Source organism: Actinotignum inguinis (assembly GCF_051265835.1).
Classification (GTDB): domain Bacteria; phylum Actinomycetota; class Actinomycetes; order Actinomycetales; family Actinomycetaceae; genus Actinotignum; species Actinotignum timonense.
On record NZ_JBOZDP010000027.1, the window covers coordinates 1 to 15,326 of the forward strand.

12 protein-coding genes are annotated in these 15,326 nt (G+C 63.7%); 9 read left to right on the top strand and 3 right to left on the bottom strand.

The window, feature by feature from the left end:
* Positions 1-94 precede the first annotated feature (94 nt).
* Positions 95-574 carry a hypothetical protein gene (locus tag ACRQFC_RS08675; RefSeq protein WP_284901398.1) on the bottom strand — a complete coding sequence of 160 codons (480 nt, stop codon included), beginning with the start codon at positions 572-574 and terminating at the stop codon, positions 95-97.
* Between the two features lie 89 nt (positions 575-663).
* Entirely contained in the window at positions 664-1,956 is a 1,293-nt protein-coding gene (locus tag ACRQFC_RS08680) for a DUF349 domain-containing protein (RefSeq protein WP_284901396.1), read from the bottom strand.
* A 141-nt stretch (positions 1,957-2,097) separates the two neighbouring features.
* Between ACRQFC_RS08680 and ACRQFC_RS08685 the strand changes: the two genes are divergently transcribed.
* From ACRQFC_RS08685 to ACRQFC_RS08710, 6 genes are all read left to right on the top strand, one after another.
* Positions 2,098-2,826, top strand: coding sequence for an MBL fold metallo-hydrolase (locus ACRQFC_RS08685; protein WP_284901394.1), 729 nt, complete (start codon positions 2,098-2,100; stop codon positions 2,824-2,826).
* A gap of 13 nt (positions 2,827-2,839) precedes the next feature.
* Positions 2,840-4,156 (top strand): histidine--tRNA ligase, encoded by a 1,317-nt coding sequence (gene hisS, locus ACRQFC_RS08690; protein WP_284901392.1) that lies wholly within the window; start codon positions 2,840-2,842, stop codon positions 4,154-4,156.
* Positions 4,153-5,982: a dynamin family protein gene (locus tag ACRQFC_RS08695; RefSeq protein WP_410374503.1), complete on the top strand. Its 1,830-nt coding sequence runs from the start codon at positions 4,153-4,155 to the stop codon at positions 5,980-5,982. The genes hisS and ACRQFC_RS08695 overlap by 4 nt, the downstream gene beginning before the upstream one ends.
* Complete coding sequence (locus tag ACRQFC_RS08700; RefSeq protein WP_410374504.1) at positions 5,961-7,583, top strand: dynamin family protein; 1,623 nt, start codon at positions 5,961-5,963, stop codon at positions 7,581-7,583. Before ACRQFC_RS08695 ends, ACRQFC_RS08700 begins: the two co-directional genes overlap by 22 nt.
* Positions 7,584-7,698: 115 nt before the next feature.
* On the top strand, positions 7,699-8,172 hold the full coding sequence (locus ACRQFC_RS08705; protein WP_087070718.1) for an arginine repressor: 474 nt from the start codon (positions 7,699-7,701) through the stop codon (positions 8,170-8,172).
* Between the two features lie 2 nt (positions 8,173-8,174).
* Positions 8,175-9,410: an argininosuccinate synthase gene (locus ACRQFC_RS08710; protein ID WP_284901508.1), complete on the top strand. Its 1,236-nt coding sequence runs from the start codon at positions 8,175-8,177 to the stop codon at positions 9,408-9,410.
* A 230-nt stretch (positions 9,411-9,640) separates the two neighbouring features.
* On the opposite strand, the gene ACRQFC_RS08715 is transcribed toward ACRQFC_RS08710, so the two are convergent.
* Complete coding sequence (locus tag ACRQFC_RS08715; protein ID WP_284901510.1) at positions 9,641-11,188, bottom strand: MFS transporter; 1,548 nt, start codon at positions 11,186-11,188, stop codon at positions 9,641-9,643.
* 276 nt (positions 11,189-11,464) lie between these two features.
* Here ACRQFC_RS08715 and ACRQFC_RS08720 point away from each other — a divergent pair, with 276 nt between their 5' ends.
* The 3 genes from ACRQFC_RS08720 to tyrS all read left to right on the top strand — a co-directional run bounded on the left by ACRQFC_RS08720 (position 11,465) and on the right by tyrS (position 15,179).
* Positions 11,465-12,304 carry a nitroreductase family protein gene (locus tag ACRQFC_RS08720; protein WP_435734672.1) on the top strand — a complete coding sequence of 280 codons (840 nt, stop codon included), beginning with the start codon at positions 11,465-11,467 and terminating at the stop codon, positions 12,302-12,304.
* An 88-nt stretch (positions 12,305-12,392) separates the two neighbouring features.
* A complete protein-coding gene (gene argH / locus ACRQFC_RS08725) occupies positions 12,393-13,823 on the top strand; it encodes an argininosuccinate lyase (protein ID WP_284901559.1) in 1,431 nt (476 codons plus the stop codon).
* 96 nt (positions 13,824-13,919) lie between these two features.
* Positions 13,920-15,179, top strand: coding sequence for a tyrosine--tRNA ligase (gene tyrS, locus ACRQFC_RS08730; protein ID WP_284901561.1), 1,260 nt, complete (start codon positions 13,920-13,922; stop codon positions 15,177-15,179).
* The last annotated feature ends 147 nt before the right edge of the window (positions 15,180-15,326 follow it).

Consider the following 15,326-nt stretch of genomic DNA (forward strand, 5'->3'; position numbering starts at 1 on the left):
TCACCCACGAACGAGACAAAACCCCAGGCCACAACGTCAATATGAAACCTATCACGACAAAATGAGCCAAGTCAGGTAGTGGTCACCCGCGCACCTAGCGCAGGGCAATGGCGCGCAGGGCACTGCGGGCGGGGGCATGTTGCCTCCCGGCGAGGCTCCGTGCCACCGCGTCCCACTCATCAGCTTTGAGAAGGCGACGCCGCGCCACGTCCAGCGCGCAGGTAATCGCGAGGTGAAGTTCTTCCTGGTGGAAAATATCCGCGATTGTGCGCGGCAGGGTAGTCAAGCACAAGCCGGCTATCGATTGGCGTTCCTCGGGTGGCGGCTTGCGGCGAGCCCGAGACTTCACCCGCACGCTACAGAGCCGCACCAGCCGGTCCGCCGGCCAATACCCGGTATGAACCCATAATGCGCTCAGGGTGATGGCAATCGCGCCGCTCCCCACCAGCGGGGCAAGAAGAGAAGCCCGCAGTGCCCGATAGGCGGCGCAATCAGCCGCGCACACCAGCCCGGGCGCATATTCCACCAGCAAACCAGCATTGATATCCAGGCGCTGCACCGCATCCACATACATACCGAGAGTGTGCGATGGCTAAGAAAATAGCGCAAGCCGCTATCCCCAGGCGGGGAGAGCGGCTTGCGTTTATCCACAGGTAGGAAAAATTACAGATCCTTATTGACCTGCTCGAGCCAGGCCACCCGAGCGGCCCGTGCTTCGTTCAGCTCGGTGAGCTTCTTTTCATCACCGGCTTGCTGGGCCTGGGCGATTTCCTCATCGAGTTCGGCAATAAGTGCTTCGAGCTGGGCGGCCATCCCAGAAGAACGCTGCTGCTTTTCCGGATCGGTGCGGTTCCAGCGGTCGTTTTCCGCCGCGCGAACCTTCTCTTCAATTTCCCGCATGCGGCCTTCGGTCCGGGCAATATCACCGCGGGCCACGAAGCCGATCTCATCCCAGCGTTCCCCGATCTCACGGAGCTTTTCGCGGGCTTCATCCACATTGGTAATGGGAAGAAGAGCTTCGGCTTCCGCCACCAATTCGAGCTTGGCGGCCAGGTTTTCCGCGTACTGGCTATCCACCTGGCTGAAATGCGCGTCCCGAGCATCGTAGAAGGGCTGGCGGGCAGCCATGAAACGCTCCCAGAGCTTATCGTCATCGCGGCGCCCGGCCCGCCCGGCCCGCTTCCACTCATCCATGAGTTCGCGGTAGCGATCCCCGGTTTCCCGCCAATCGGTGGAGGAGGACAGCGCGGCGGCTTCGGCGATGAGCTTTTCCTTGGTGGCCTTCACCTGGCTGCGGCGCACATCCAATTCCTTGTAGTGGTTGCGCCGAGCCCGATCAAAGGTGGAGCGGGCGGTAGCGAAACGCCGCCACAATGCTTCTTCGGTGGGGCGATCAATACGGGCACCCTGGCGCTGGGCGCGCTTCCAGTTCTCAAAAAGATCATTGAGTTCAGCGCGGGTATTCTGCCAGTGGATCGTATGCGGATTCGCATTGGCGAGTTCCTCAGCGCGTTCCACAATCTGGGTGCGCTCCTGGAGGGCAGCTTCCTTGGCGGCGGCGCGCTGGGCCGCGTATTCCTTGGCCCGCACCGCCACAACTTCTTCGAGCTTATCAAGGCGGGTGCGCAGCGCCGCGATATCACCCACGGCGGCTGGTTCAGCCAATTCCTTACGCAAGGATGCGATCGACTTGCGGCTTTCTTCAGGAGATACGTGGTGAGCGCGCGTTTCTGCCAGGCTCACCTGGGTATCCAGGTCAATATAGCGGCGGATATAGAATTCCAGGGCATCATCTTCGGTGCCGGAAGCCGCGTAATGGCCAACGACCCGTTCGGTATCCCCATCCTTGAGCCACACCTTCCCTTCGTCGTCCACACGCCCGAACGGACGGGCTTTGGCGACGGCGGCCGGATCCAGCGGCGCGGGAGCGGGCTGAGCGGGATGAGCTGTGGACATTGTTACTCCTTGTGGAGAAAGAGGCGTGCGGTACACGCCGCGGGACAATTTTAATTCTTACGGTATACCACAATTGTGCCACGGTAAAAGGGATTCCGGGTGTCAGTAGGAAAAAATCGGGAGAAAGGATACGGTTAATGCATGATTTTCTTGCGGTATTCCGATACTGCCCTGGAGGCGAATTGCTATATTATGGCCGACCCTACTCACCGGGTCGCCCTGGTTATTGATGCGGGAGCGGGAAGCGCGCCGTGGGTGGAGCGCACCCTGGCCGCCCGTAACCTGCGCCTGGGCGCGGTGCTGGCAACTCACGGGCACGGGGACCACGTATGGGATGCCGGGGTAGTGGCCGGCTCGAGCGTACCGTGCTACATCGCTGAAGGTGATGCCTACCGGCTGGATAATCCCATCGCCAACGCTTTTTACGCGCCGCTCGTCCTGGCGGCTACCGGGGGGCGCGCCTGGGTGAAACCGGAGAAGATCGTGCCCCTTCCCGAGGAGATCTACGGGGAAGGAACGGAGCTGGTTCCCGGCGTGCACCTGCGCGCCATCGCCACCCCCGGGCATACCGAAGGCTCAACCGTTTTCCTCTTCTCGGGGCGTTTCGAAGCGGATCCGGAAACTCCGCAGCTTCCCGACTGGGGCTTCGGGGAGAATTTCATGATCACCGGAGATGTACTTTTCCGCGACGGAGTGGGCCGCACTGACCTCGCGGGTGGGAACGATGCGCAGATGCGCGCCTCCTTGCGCACCATCGTTGCCGAGGTGGACGGCTCCACGATTTTCTTCCCCGGCCACGGCAAACCCTCCACCCTCGCGCGCGAACTCAAAGCCTCGCCGTACCTGCGCGCCTATATCGCGATGAAGTGAAAGAATAGTACCTATGAAAATTGCGCCGATCTCCGGTTTCCCCGAATGGCTCCCGCAAGCCCGCATTGTCGAGCAGAAAGTTCTTGACACCCTGCGCTCCACCTTTGAACTGCACGGTTTTTCGGGGGTGGAAACTCGCGCCGTCGAACCTATGGATCAGCTCCTGCGCAAGGGCGAAACTTCCAAAGAAGTGTATGTGCTGCGCCGCCTCCAGGGGGAGGAGGGCCAGGATTCCGGCCTTGGCCTCCACTTCGATCTCACCGTGCCGCTGGCCCGCTACGTGCTGGAGAACGCCGGGAAACTCGATTTCCCCTTCAAGCGCTACCAGATCCAAAAGGTCTGGCGCGGCGAACGCCCCCAGGACGGGCGTTTCCGGGAGTTTTACCAGGCTGATGTTGACGTGGTTGGCCAGGATACCCTCGCCTTCCACCACGATATTGAGCTGCCCCTCGTCATGGTGGATGCGCTGAGCAAGCTCCCCATCCCGCGGGTGCGGGTGCGTGCCTCGAATCGCAAACTCGCCCAGGGCTTCTACGAAGCCATCGGCCTTGAGAACACCGAGGAAACCCTGCGCATCCTCGATAAGCTTGACAAGGTCGGCCCGCAGGTGGTGACCGAGCTGCTCTCCGAACACGTGGGCGCCAGCGCAGAGCAGGCGAAACTCGCTTTGAGCTTGGCGGGTATCACCACCGAAGATGCCTCGTTCGTTGACAAAGTCCGCGCGCTCGGTGCGTCGTCGTCGCTTTTGGAAGAAGGTCTGGAAGAACTCGCAACGCTCGTGACCGAAGCGAATTCTCTTATCCCCGGGTCGGTGAGCGCGGATCTGTCCATCGCGCGCGGCCTGGACTACTACACCGGTTCTGTTTTCGAATCGACGGTGGAAGGGCACGAAGATCTCGGCTCGGTGTGTTCGGGCGGGCGCTACGATAACCTGGCGACGGCCGGGAACCGCAGCTACCCGGGCGTGGGCCTGTCCATCGGGGTTTCGCGCCTGCTCGCGCGCTTCCTGCACCAGGATCTGCTGCGCGCGAGCCGCAAGGTTCCCACGGCCGTGTACGTGGCGGTCAATGATGAATCCGAACGGCACCACGCTTCCACCATCGCGGCGCGTCTGCGTGCCCGCGGTATTCCCGCGGACGTTTCGCATAACGCCACGAAATTCGGGAAGCAGATTAAGGCAGCCGATAAGCGCGGCATTCCTTTTGTGTGGTTTACGACGTCGGAAGGTGAACAGGTCCGCGACGTGCGCTCGGGCACCCAGGTCCCCGCTGACCCGGATACCTGGACTCCGCCGGAAGAAGATCGCTTCCCGCGGGTGATTATGCCGTGAGTCGCCTGCCTTCCCTCGAGCGGGTCCGCCAGGCGCTGGAAAACCTGAGCTTCCCGTTGCCCACCCCGGGCGCGGCCGACGGGCGCGATGCCCGCACGGACGCACTCCACCAACTCGACGACTACGTGCTCCCGCGCCTGCGCTGCCTGGATGCGCCGCTGGTGGCGGTGGTGGGCGGATCGACCGGTTCCGGTAAATCCGCCCTGGTGAACGCCCTGGTGGGTGCCCCGGTCACGCCGTCCTCGGCGCTGCGGCCCACCACCCGGATCCCGGTGCTCGCCCACGCTCCCGGGGAGGAGGCGTGGTTTTCCGACAACCGTATTTTCCCCGGGCTCGCGCGTTTGAGCGGCGACGGCGCAGCTGCGGCTAGCGGCGCTCAGGCAGCGCAGGCGAGCGGCGACATTCGCCTGGTGGAATCGCCTCGGGTCCCGCGCGGTTTGGCGCTGGTGGACTCTCCCGATATTGACTCGGTCGAGGGGGATAACCGCAGGCTGGCCGGGCAGCTGCTTCAGGCCGCTGATCTGTGGATTTTTGTTACCACCGCCGCGCGCTACTCGGATGCGATTCCCTGGGCCCTCCTGGATGAGGCAGCCGCGCGCAATATCGTTATCGCCGTGGTGCTCAATCGGGTGCCGGTGGGGGATGCCGCCGCGATTCGCCCCGACCTGATCCGCCGGCTCGAGGAACGCGGCCTGGGCAGTGCCCCGCTTTTTGTGATCACCGAATACCCGGGGGCGCTGGGCATTCCGGAAGCCGATGTGGCTCCGCTGCGCGAATGGCTCGGCGGGCTCGCCCGCGATGAACGCTCGCGCGCCTCGGTGGCGCGCCAAACCCTTTCCGGGGCGCTCGGCAGCCTGGCCGATACCTGCGCGCAGGCGCGCGCCTCCTACCGCGAACAGGTCGAGGAAGCCAAGCGTTTAGACGCGGATGTTACTACTGCGCTGCAAGAAGCCAGCGCCAGTATCGACTCAGCTATCGCGGATGGCACCGTGCTGCGCGGCGAGGTGCTACGCCGCTGGCATGAGATGCTCGGCAGCGGGCAGTGGGCTCGCGCATTGCAATCGGGTGTGACGCGCTGGCGCGATCGGCTGAGTCTGCGGCGCCCCGCTGGCCAGAACGCGGGCGAGGAGGCCGTGGGGGAGGCCATCGAAGATTCCCTCACCGAGATGCTCCTCACCGCGGATGCCAGCCTCACCACCCGCCTTGCCACCGAATTGGAGCGCAGCGCGGCCGGAGCCGGAATCGTCCTCGCGGTCGAAGCCCGCGGCGCGGATACCGCCATCGGGAATAATGCGTCGGCGGCAGATGCCGGGCGTGATACCGCGGCTCGGAATACGGATACCGCGGCCCGGAGTACGGATACCGCGGCCCGTCCTCATGCCGCGACGCGCCGGGACGCTGCCGGGGGTCTGGTGCGCGATTGGCGCCGTTCCCTCCTGGATATGCTCGCCGAGCGCGGACGCGGCAAACAGCTCACCGCACGCATCGTCTCCCTCGGCATCAACGCGGTGGGCGTGGCGCTTATGCTCGTCGTCTTCGCCCACACCGCCGGCCTCACCGGCGGGGAAGTCGCGATCGCCGGGGGAACGGCCGTGGTAGCGCAACGCGTTTTGGAAGCTATTTTCGGCGACGACGCCGTTCGCCGCATGGCCACCACCGCCACCGAGGATCTCCTCGGGCGCGCCGACGAGTTCTTCGCGGCCACCGCCGCACCCTACCGAGAGGAAATCGCACGCTTGGGAATCAGCACGGAAGCTCTAAACGAGCTAGATGAGGCGATGCGCAGCGCGGAAGGGAGGCGAGGATGGATCTCCCCACTGGATTAAAAAACCTGGAGCAGGCCCTGGACCTGGGCGGTGCGTACCTCGACGAATCGGTGCGCACCCAGGTACGCGATGTGCTCGACCGCGCCCGCCAGCGCGGGCTGCTAGGAACCGAACGCACCGTGGTGGCCCTGGCCGGCGCCACCGGCTCGGGGAAATCCTCCCTGCTCAACGCCATCGTGGGGCAGGACGTGGCCGGGGTGGCCGCCACCCGGCCGGCCACCCGCGCACCCCTGGGGGTCTCGGGGCGCCACGCCTCCGATGTGCTCGATTGGCTCGGGGTGCGCGAACGCAAAGTTCTGCTCCAGCTAGCTCCCGATACCACCGCGAACCTAGTGCTCGTGGACCTGCCCGATATTGACTCCACGGCGGAAACCCACCGAGCTCAAGCCGAGCGTATTATCGCCCGGGCCGATGTGGTGATCTGGGTGCTCGACCCGCAAAAATACGCCGACGCCGTGGTGCACGAAGATTTCCTGGCCGCGATGGGGGAATATCATTCCTCCCTGCTCACCGTTATCAACCAGGTGGATCGCCTGGGCACGGCCGATGAACACGCCATTGTGGCCGATCTGGGGCGTATCCTCGCCGCGGAAGGGGTAAACGCGGATATTGTGGCGGCCTCCGCGCTCACCGGGCGTGGCATTAATGAGATCCGCGGGGCGCTCGTAGAAATCGCGGCGGGGAAGAGCGCCGCGGCGGAAAAGCTCGCCGCGGATGTGCGGACGGCAGGAGTCGCGCTCACGGAGAACCTCATTGACCAGGGTGGTTATCCGCGTGATCTCACCGATATTGCCGGGGTGGATGAACTCGTGACCGGCTTGGCTCGGGCCGGCGGGCTCAGTTCCGCAGCACGCGAAGCGGCAGGCCACTACCGCAGGGCAGCGCGCCGCGCTACCGCCTGGCCGCTGCTGCGCGGATGGGGCAGGCGAGCCCGCCCCGGCAGCAGGAACGCTGGCGGGAACGGACGCGGCGCGGATGCTGAGCTGAGTTCCATAGCGAGAATCACGTCTCATTCGGATGCCCGGTCATACGTGGCAGACAGCTCGGATGCGGTGGCCAGCTCCGGAGCGGTGGAAAAAACTCGGGTGGCGCTGGCGGAATTCACGGTCCAGGCCACCCGTTTCCTCCCGCGTTCCTGGCGCGGGGCGGTGCGCGATGAAAATTCCCGGCAGGCCGCGCGGCTTGCCGATAGCGTCGCCCGGATTATCGCGCGGGAAAGCCAGACGTGGCGCCGACCGCGCTGGTGGGGATTTGTCGCGGCCCTCCAATGGCTCGCTTTCGCCGCTCTGATGCTGGGCGCCCTGGGGCTCGGCGTTGGAATCATTACCGGGGCCGGGGGCGTAACCCTCCCGCTGGGGCTGCGCCGAGCAAGCCTTATCTGCTTGGTGGCCGGCGCAGGATGCGGCGTCGTCGTAAGTATGATCGCGCGGGCCGCACGCACGCGGGGAGCGCAGCACCTGGAACGGCAGGTGACCACCCGGGCGCGTGCCGCTATTGAAACGGAAGTCCGCGAAAACGTACTGGCGCCGTTCCGCGCGGAAATGGAACGCTACCGAGACTTTGCGCGCGCCGTGGCATCATTAATGCGGGTGTCTGCCTGACTCGGGCCGGCACCCGCCGCGTGTAATGCAAGAACTTGCATGCACGTGTATGATTATAATGCAAGGGGGACGCGGGTCGTCGGTTCGCGTGCCCCGGTGATGCGAAAGGATCATTGTGACCGCCGGAATTCCTTCGAGTCGCACTGCCCGCCAAGGGCTTATCGCCTCGATTCTGGATGCTCATCTCATCGGTTCCCAAAATGAACTGCGGGAGTATCTCATACGTGCCGGGGTGGATGTCACCCAGGCTACGCTCTCCCGTGATTTAGACGATTTAGGGGCCGTTAAGATCCGGGTGGACGGATCGATGGCATATCGCATCGCTGACCAGACGATGGATACGGGGGAGCGCCTGGCGCGGTGGGCTCGTGAAATACTGCTCAGCGCCGAATGCGCTCTCAACCAGATCGTGCTGCGCACCCCGCCCGGGGCCGCGCAGCTACTCGCCGCCGGGATTGACCGGGCGCGCCTGGATGGTGTGCTCGGTTGCGTTGCCGGAGATGACACCGTGCTGGTTATTGCCCGCAGCGAAGAACGCGCGGTAGAGATCAGGCAACACCTCCTCGCGATGGGGGAGAAAAAGGAGTAATAATGGCGAAGGAGCGGGTAGTTCTCGCCTATTCGGGCGGACTGGATACCTCGGTGGCGATCGGCTGGATCGGGGAGCGAACCGGAGCCGAAGTCATCACGGTCGCCGTGGATGTGGGCCAGGGCGGCGAGGATCTGGAGACCATTCGCCAGCGCGCCCTTGATTGCGGGGCCGTGGAAGCCTATATCGCCGATGCCCGCGATGAATTCGCCAGCGAGTACTGCATGCCGGCCCTCAAGGCCGGGGCGCTCTACATGGACGCTTACCCGCTTATTTCCGCTATTTCCCGCCCGGTTATCGTGAAGCACCTGGTGGCAGCGGCCCGGCAATTCGGGGCCACCACGGTGGCGCACGGATGCACCGGGAAAGGCAATGACCAGGTCCGTTTCGAAAACGGCATTACCCAATTGGGACCGGATCTGGCCTGCCTATCCCCGGTGCGCGATCTCGCGCTCACCCGCGAATTCGCTATTGATTACGCCAATAAGCACAATTTGCCCATCGAAACCACCCACCATAATCCCTTCTCCATTGATCAGAATGTGTGGGGCCGGGCCATTGAAACCGGGTACCTTGAAGACCTGTGGAATGCACCCACCAAGGATGTGTATACCTACACGGATGATCCGACCTACCCGCCGCTGCCTGATGAAGTGATCATCACTTTTGAGGGTGGTATTCCGGTCAAGATTGACGGCGAAGCCGTGACTCCGCTGCAAGCTATTGAACAGCTCAATAAGCGAGCTGGAAAGCAGGGGATTGGCCGGACTGACGTGGTTGAAGACCGCTACGTGGGTATCAAGTCCCGTGAGATTTACGAGGCACCGGGCGCCATGGCGCTGCTCACCGCCCATAAAGAGCTGGAAAATGTGACCATGGATCGCGAGCAGGCGCGCTTCAAGCGCACCGTTACGGATCGCTGGGCGGATATCGTATACGAAGGCCAGTGGTTCTCCCCGCTCAAGCGCTCCCTCGATGCCTACATCGAAGATACCCAGCGCTATGTCTCCGGAGATATTCGTATGGTTATGCATGGCGGGCGTGCCACCGTGACCGGGCGGCGTTCGGATGCCTCCCTCTACGATTTCAACCTGGCTACCTACGATGCCGGTGACTCCTTCGACCAGTCCCACGCCAAGGGCTTCATCGAACTGACCGGGCTGCCGGCCAAGCTCGCCGCCGCCCGCGACGTAAGCTTCGGGCGCGGGGTGGCGATCCCGCCGGCGCGGCTGAACTAAGCGGCTGAACTAATGTGCTCGCGCGGCTGAACTAGTTTCGGCCGTGCAGTCGAACTAGGGTCGTAGATCAGGCGCATACGCGATATAGAAAACGGGGCCGGGGTCGTTATGCACGACCTCGGCCCCGTTTATGATGTGCGGAGCTATCCCGCTGAGAAAGGAGCCCTACAGGCGCTACGAATAGAGCGCCACAAGCGCCTGCGCCGGCGGGTCCGGCTTACTTCCGCCGCTTACTTCCCTTCGCGGGCGCGCAGCATCGCCGGTGAGGCGGGCCGCCGCATGAAAATAATCGAGACGGTCAGGGCGAGCGCCACGATAACGCAGATCGTTCCCATGGAAGCCGCGTAACCGGTGAACCATGCCCCATCCCCGCGCGGGGTGCCCTCATTGACGAAAGCGAAGAGGATTGCGGTCACCATGGCATTGCCAATAGCGGTGGTAATACGCTGGCTGGTCTGCTGCACCCCGCCCGCGGTACCGCCGTGGGCGCGCGGAACGTCGATCATCGCCTGGGTCTGGTTAACCGAACCGATCACGCCAATCCCGAAACCGAAAACGCAGATAGGCAGGGAAATCCACCACGGACTCCAGCCCGCGTAGGCAACCCCGGCGGCCAGCGGAATGCTGGAAGCGAGCGAGATCAGCGCGAGTGCGAAAGCACCGGCCTGGACATGCCGCCCCCAGGCCACCGCGTAGCGCCCCGCCCACACTGAGGCATAGGCCGAAGCAATCGCATTGGGCAAGCCGAGCAACCCGGCCTGCAAGGCATTGAATCCCATACCCTGCTGGAGATACATCGCCAGCACCACGAAAACAGAGGTGGTTCCCAGGAATTGGATCGCGGTAATTGAGGTGCAGAAGCTGAAGGATTCAATGCGGAAAAGGCGCAAATTCACCATGGGGATACGCCCACGCTTGTCATAAGAATGCTCCCAGAGCACCCAGGCCAAGCCAAGGAGAGCCCCGGCGCCCAGCAGCGCCCAGCGCCAGGCGAAATGAGACATAAAGGGCAGCATGAGGCAGAGCACCGCGAGGGTCAGCAGGGTCATTCCCATCGGGTCAAGGTCGAGGCGATGCCCGCGCCGGCGGCCAACCGGTTGGCCCCGGCGTTCCATTTCCGCCCGGTAGGCGGCGTCGATCTTAGCGGCATCGTCGCCAATAGCGCGCCGTTCCTTCAGGAACGGCAGCAAGAAAATACCCAGCCCCAAACCAAGCAAGCCAAGCGGAACGTTGAGAATAAAGGACCACCGCCAGCCCACGGGGCCGAAGAGCTGCACCAGGCTACCCGAGAGCAGCGGCCCCACGGCCACCGAAGCGGAAATGGCCAGACCCATATAGGCAAAAGCTTTCGCGCGGGCGTGCCCGTCGAAATACTGCATGATCATGCCGGTGACCTGGGGAGAGAAAATCCCCGAACCGATGCCCTGGAGGGCTCGCGCGATATTGAGGATGAGGGCGTCGCTGGCAACCCCGCACAGCAGGGAGCCGAGCGTGAACACCGCCATCCCTATCATCCACAGCGAAGAACGCCCGAAAATATCGCCCATGCGGCCGGCGGGCACCAGGAGCAGCCCGAAGGCCAGGGAATAGCCGGAGAGCACCCATTGAATATCGCCGCGGCCGGCATTCAGCCCCGTTTCGATAATGGGAAGCAGATTATTGACCGAGCTGACCTGGATAAGCGACATGACCAGCGCAACGATGAGCACCACGAGGAGCTTATTGCGGTCATACGTTCGGTCCGAACCCGGAATCGTGAAATAACGCGTATTTTCCATTCCATCCTTCACAACAACGCGCACGTTTCCGGCATAGTTCTAGCCGTGAGACGAGCGCACACTAGCTCCGGTAACTCTGCGATGCTGTGGTGTACAAAGGTGAGCGGCGGGGGACCGGCAGGCCGGGCACCCCGGGCGCATGCACAAAAAGAGCCCGCACGGAGGCGAGCAAGCAGAGACAGCAGTCCCGGTACGGGTGCCAGCATAGCAGCATTCCCCGCGAACCTCAGCTGTGACGAATCTTGCGCCGCGGCCCAAGCGTGGGACAATACCCATATGGATACTTCACAAAAAACTTCAGAAGAAACGCTTCCCGCGGGCGGCACCGCCGGCGATGCTGCTCGCGAGGCTGCGGCAGCGACCCTCCGCACCCAACTTAACCACCGCACCATCCGCGATTTCGACGGCCGGCCCCTCGGCGAGGAACTCACCGCCACCCTGATTAACGCGGCCCTGCACGCCGCCACCTCGCAGGGCATGCAATACGCCACCATTATTCGGGTGCAGGATCCGGCCCGTCGCCAGGCCATTGCGGAGGTGTGCACCCAGGCTTACGTGGCGCAGGCACCCGAATTGTGGATTTTTGTGGCGGATACCCGCCGCGCCTGGCGCGTCTGCCAGGAGCGGGGCGGCGAAGGCGCGGGCGCCCGTAGTTACGACGCCTTTAACGCCGCGGTTGCGGATTGCATGATTGCGGCGCAGAACACCGTGGTGGCCGCGGAAAGCCACGGTTTGGGTACCACCTACCTCGGTTCTATTTTGAACGACGCCGAACGTATCTGCCAGGTGCTTGAGCTGCCCGAACTCACGTTCCCGGTTATCGGCCTCATTATGGGCTACCCCAATCAGGAGCGGATTCCGGAGCTCAAACCTCGCATGGATGCCGGCTTGCGCGTATTCACCGACCATTACCAGGAACCGGAATCAGCGGTGGAATCGCTGCGTGAGTACGACGCCGCCATCGCGCCCTGGGTTGATATTCGCTACGGAAAGCCGGTCGGGCCCTCCACCGAGTACGTGCCCACCCGCCTGAGCGGTTCGGTGGCGCGGCGCGGGCGACTCCTGGCCGCCATCGGGGCGCAAGGTTTTGACGTGGCACTTCCCGCGGAAAAGTAGTCCGGCGCCGGGCGGGTGCGCCACAGAACGCGGCGCAGGAGAGTGGCGAAGCTTCCCGCGGGAAAGTAGCGGCGCTTAGAATGGTGCAATGACTGAACATCTCGCCCTGTGGGGTGGGCGCTTTAGCGGCGCCAGCGCCGATGCCCTGACCGAACTTTCACGCTCGACTCATATTGATTGGCGCCTGGCGCCCTATGATCTGGCTGGCAGCCGCGCCCACGCGCGGGCGCTGGCCGGGGCGGGACTCCTGGATGAGGCTGAACTCACCGTGATGCTCGCGGCGCTGGACACCCTCGGGCAGCGGGTGGCCAGTGGGGAACTCACCCCGGCCCCCGACGACGAAGATGTGCATACCGCCCTGGAGCGCGCCCTGCTGGCCGAAGCCGGGCCGCAGCTGGGCGGCAAATTACGGGCCGGGCGCTCGCGCAATGATCAAATCGCCACCCTCATCCGCATGTACCTGCGCGACGCGGCCCGGTACCTGAGTAGCAAGCTGTTGGCGGTGGTGCGGGCGCTCGTCTCCCAGGCGGAACGCGCCGGCGATGCGGTGATGCCCGGGCGCACCCACCTCCAGCACGCCCAGCCGGTGCTGGTCGCCCATCACCTGCTCGCCCACGTCTGGCCCCTGCTGCGCGATATTGCGCGCTGGCAGGACTGGGATAAGCGGGCAGCCTATTCGCCCTACGGCGCCGGGGCTCTGGCGGGAAACACCCTGGGCCTGGACGCGCAGGCCATCGCGGCAGAGCTGGGCTTTAGCGCCCCGGAACACAATTCCATCGACGCCACCGCCGCGCGGGACCTGGTAGCCGAATTCAGCTATATTTGCGCCCAGATCGGGGTGGATCTTTCGCGCCTTTCCGAAGAAATTATTTTGTGGAATACCCGCGAATTCCGCTTCGTCACCCTTGATGATGCCTACGCGACCGGCTCCTCGATTATGCCCCAGAAAAAGAACCCGGACGTGGCCGAATTGACCCGCGGCAAAAGCGGGCGCCTCATCGGCGACCTCGCCGGACTGCTGGCCACCTTCAAGGGACTCCCGCTCGCCTACAACCGCGATCTCCAAGAGGATAAAGAGCCGGTTTTCGACGCCATCGATACCCTCGACCTCCTCCTCCCCGCGGTCGCGGGCATGGTGGAAACCATGGTGCTCAATTACGAACGCATGGGCGAACTGGCACCCCAAGGTTTCTCCCTGGCCACCGATATTGCGGAGTGGCTGGTGCGTGGCGGGGTTCCGTTCCGCGAAGCCCACGAGATTTCGGGCCGCGCGGTCGCTTTCTGCGAAAAGCGCGGCATCGAATTATGGGATATGAACGACGACGAGCTGCGCTCCATCGACACGCGGCTCACCCCGGATGTCCGGGATGTGCTCACGGTGGCCGCCTCTGTAGGGGCTCGGCGCGGGGCGGGCGGCACCGCCCCGGAGCGGGTTGCTGAGCAGCTGGCGAGTGTGCGGGAATCCATCGGGCGCGCGGAGGGCTTTGCCCGCAGCGCGACCGATGCGTCGTCGTCGTAAAAAATAGTGGCAAGAAGAAACCGGGCGTGATAACGTCCGGACGTGACGTTACGGAAAGGCCCGTGGCGCGCGAAGCATAACGGAAGGACACGAGACGTGAAGGACGTTCTTGAGGAACTGGAATGGCGCGGGCTGATTGCCCAGCATACGGATATTGACGCGCTGCGGAGCGCGCTGAACTCCGGTCCGGTCACCTTCTATTGCGGTTTTGATCCGACGGCGGCTTCGCTGCACCACGGCCACCTTGTCGCCGTAAAGCTCATGCGGCACCTCCAACTGGCCGGGCACCATCCGCTGGTGCTGGTGGGCGGGGCGACCGGGCTCATTGGGGACCCGCGCCCCTCGACTGAACGCACGCTCAATTCGCGAGATACCGTGGCCGGATGGGTGGAATCTCTGGCCGGGCAGCTGCGCGGCCTGCTGGATTTCGAAGGTGATAATCCGGCGCGGCTCGTCAATAACCTGGATTGGACCGGGCAGCTTTCTGCGATTGATTTCCTGCGTGACCTGGGTAAACATTTCCGGCTCGGGACGATGCTTTCCAAGGACATCGTGGCGCGGCGCCTGGAATCCGATGAAGGCATTTCCTACGCCGAATTTTCCTACCAGGTGCTCCAAGCCAATGATTACCTGGAGCTGTTCACCCGCTACGGTTGCACCCTGGAAGTGGGCGGGAATGACCAGTGGGGCAATCTTGTGGGCGGCATGGACCTCATCCGCAAGGTGACGGGGGAGTCGGTGCACGTGCTCACGAATCCGCTCATTACTAAATCTGATGGCACGAAGTTCGGGAAATCCGAAGGCGGGGCCGTATGGCTCAACCCGGAGATGCTCAGCCCCTATAAGTTCTTCCAGTTCTGGCTCAATACCGCTGACGAAGACGTGGTGTATATGCTCAAGGTCTTCACTTTCCGCAGCCGGGAAGAAATCGAAGAATTGGCGGTGGCGGTTGCTGAACGGCCCCAGGAACGGCGTGCGCAGCGCGTGCTGGCGCAGGATGTCACGACCTGGGTACACGGCGCCGACGTGGCCGAACGGGTGGACAATGCCTCGCGGGCCCTCTTCGGTGGCGACGGCTTGGCCGCTCTGGATGCGGATACCTTGCGTGATGCGGTGGCTGAACTGCCGCAGGCAAGCGCGAGCCTGGGAACTCCCATTCCGGAACTCTTCGTGGCCACGGGCCAGGAGCGCGGCCTGGGCGCGGCGCGGCGCACCGCGAAATCCGGTGGCCTGAATATCAATAACCGCAAGGTCGGAGAAGCGGACGTGCTCAGCAGCGAGGATGTTTTGCCCGGCGGTGTTGTGGTGCTCCGCAAGGGTAAGAAGAACCTCGCGGTTATTCGCGTGGGGCAGTAGAGGGCTTAGTCAAGAACGGAGAACGGCTCTCGCGTGCGAAGCGCGCCCAGCAGGCGCATGCGGTACACGTTGAGGGCCTGGCGGCGGGTATCTTCCCCCATGAACACCACGCATTCCATATTGAAAAGCGCGGCAGCGGTGGCGGTG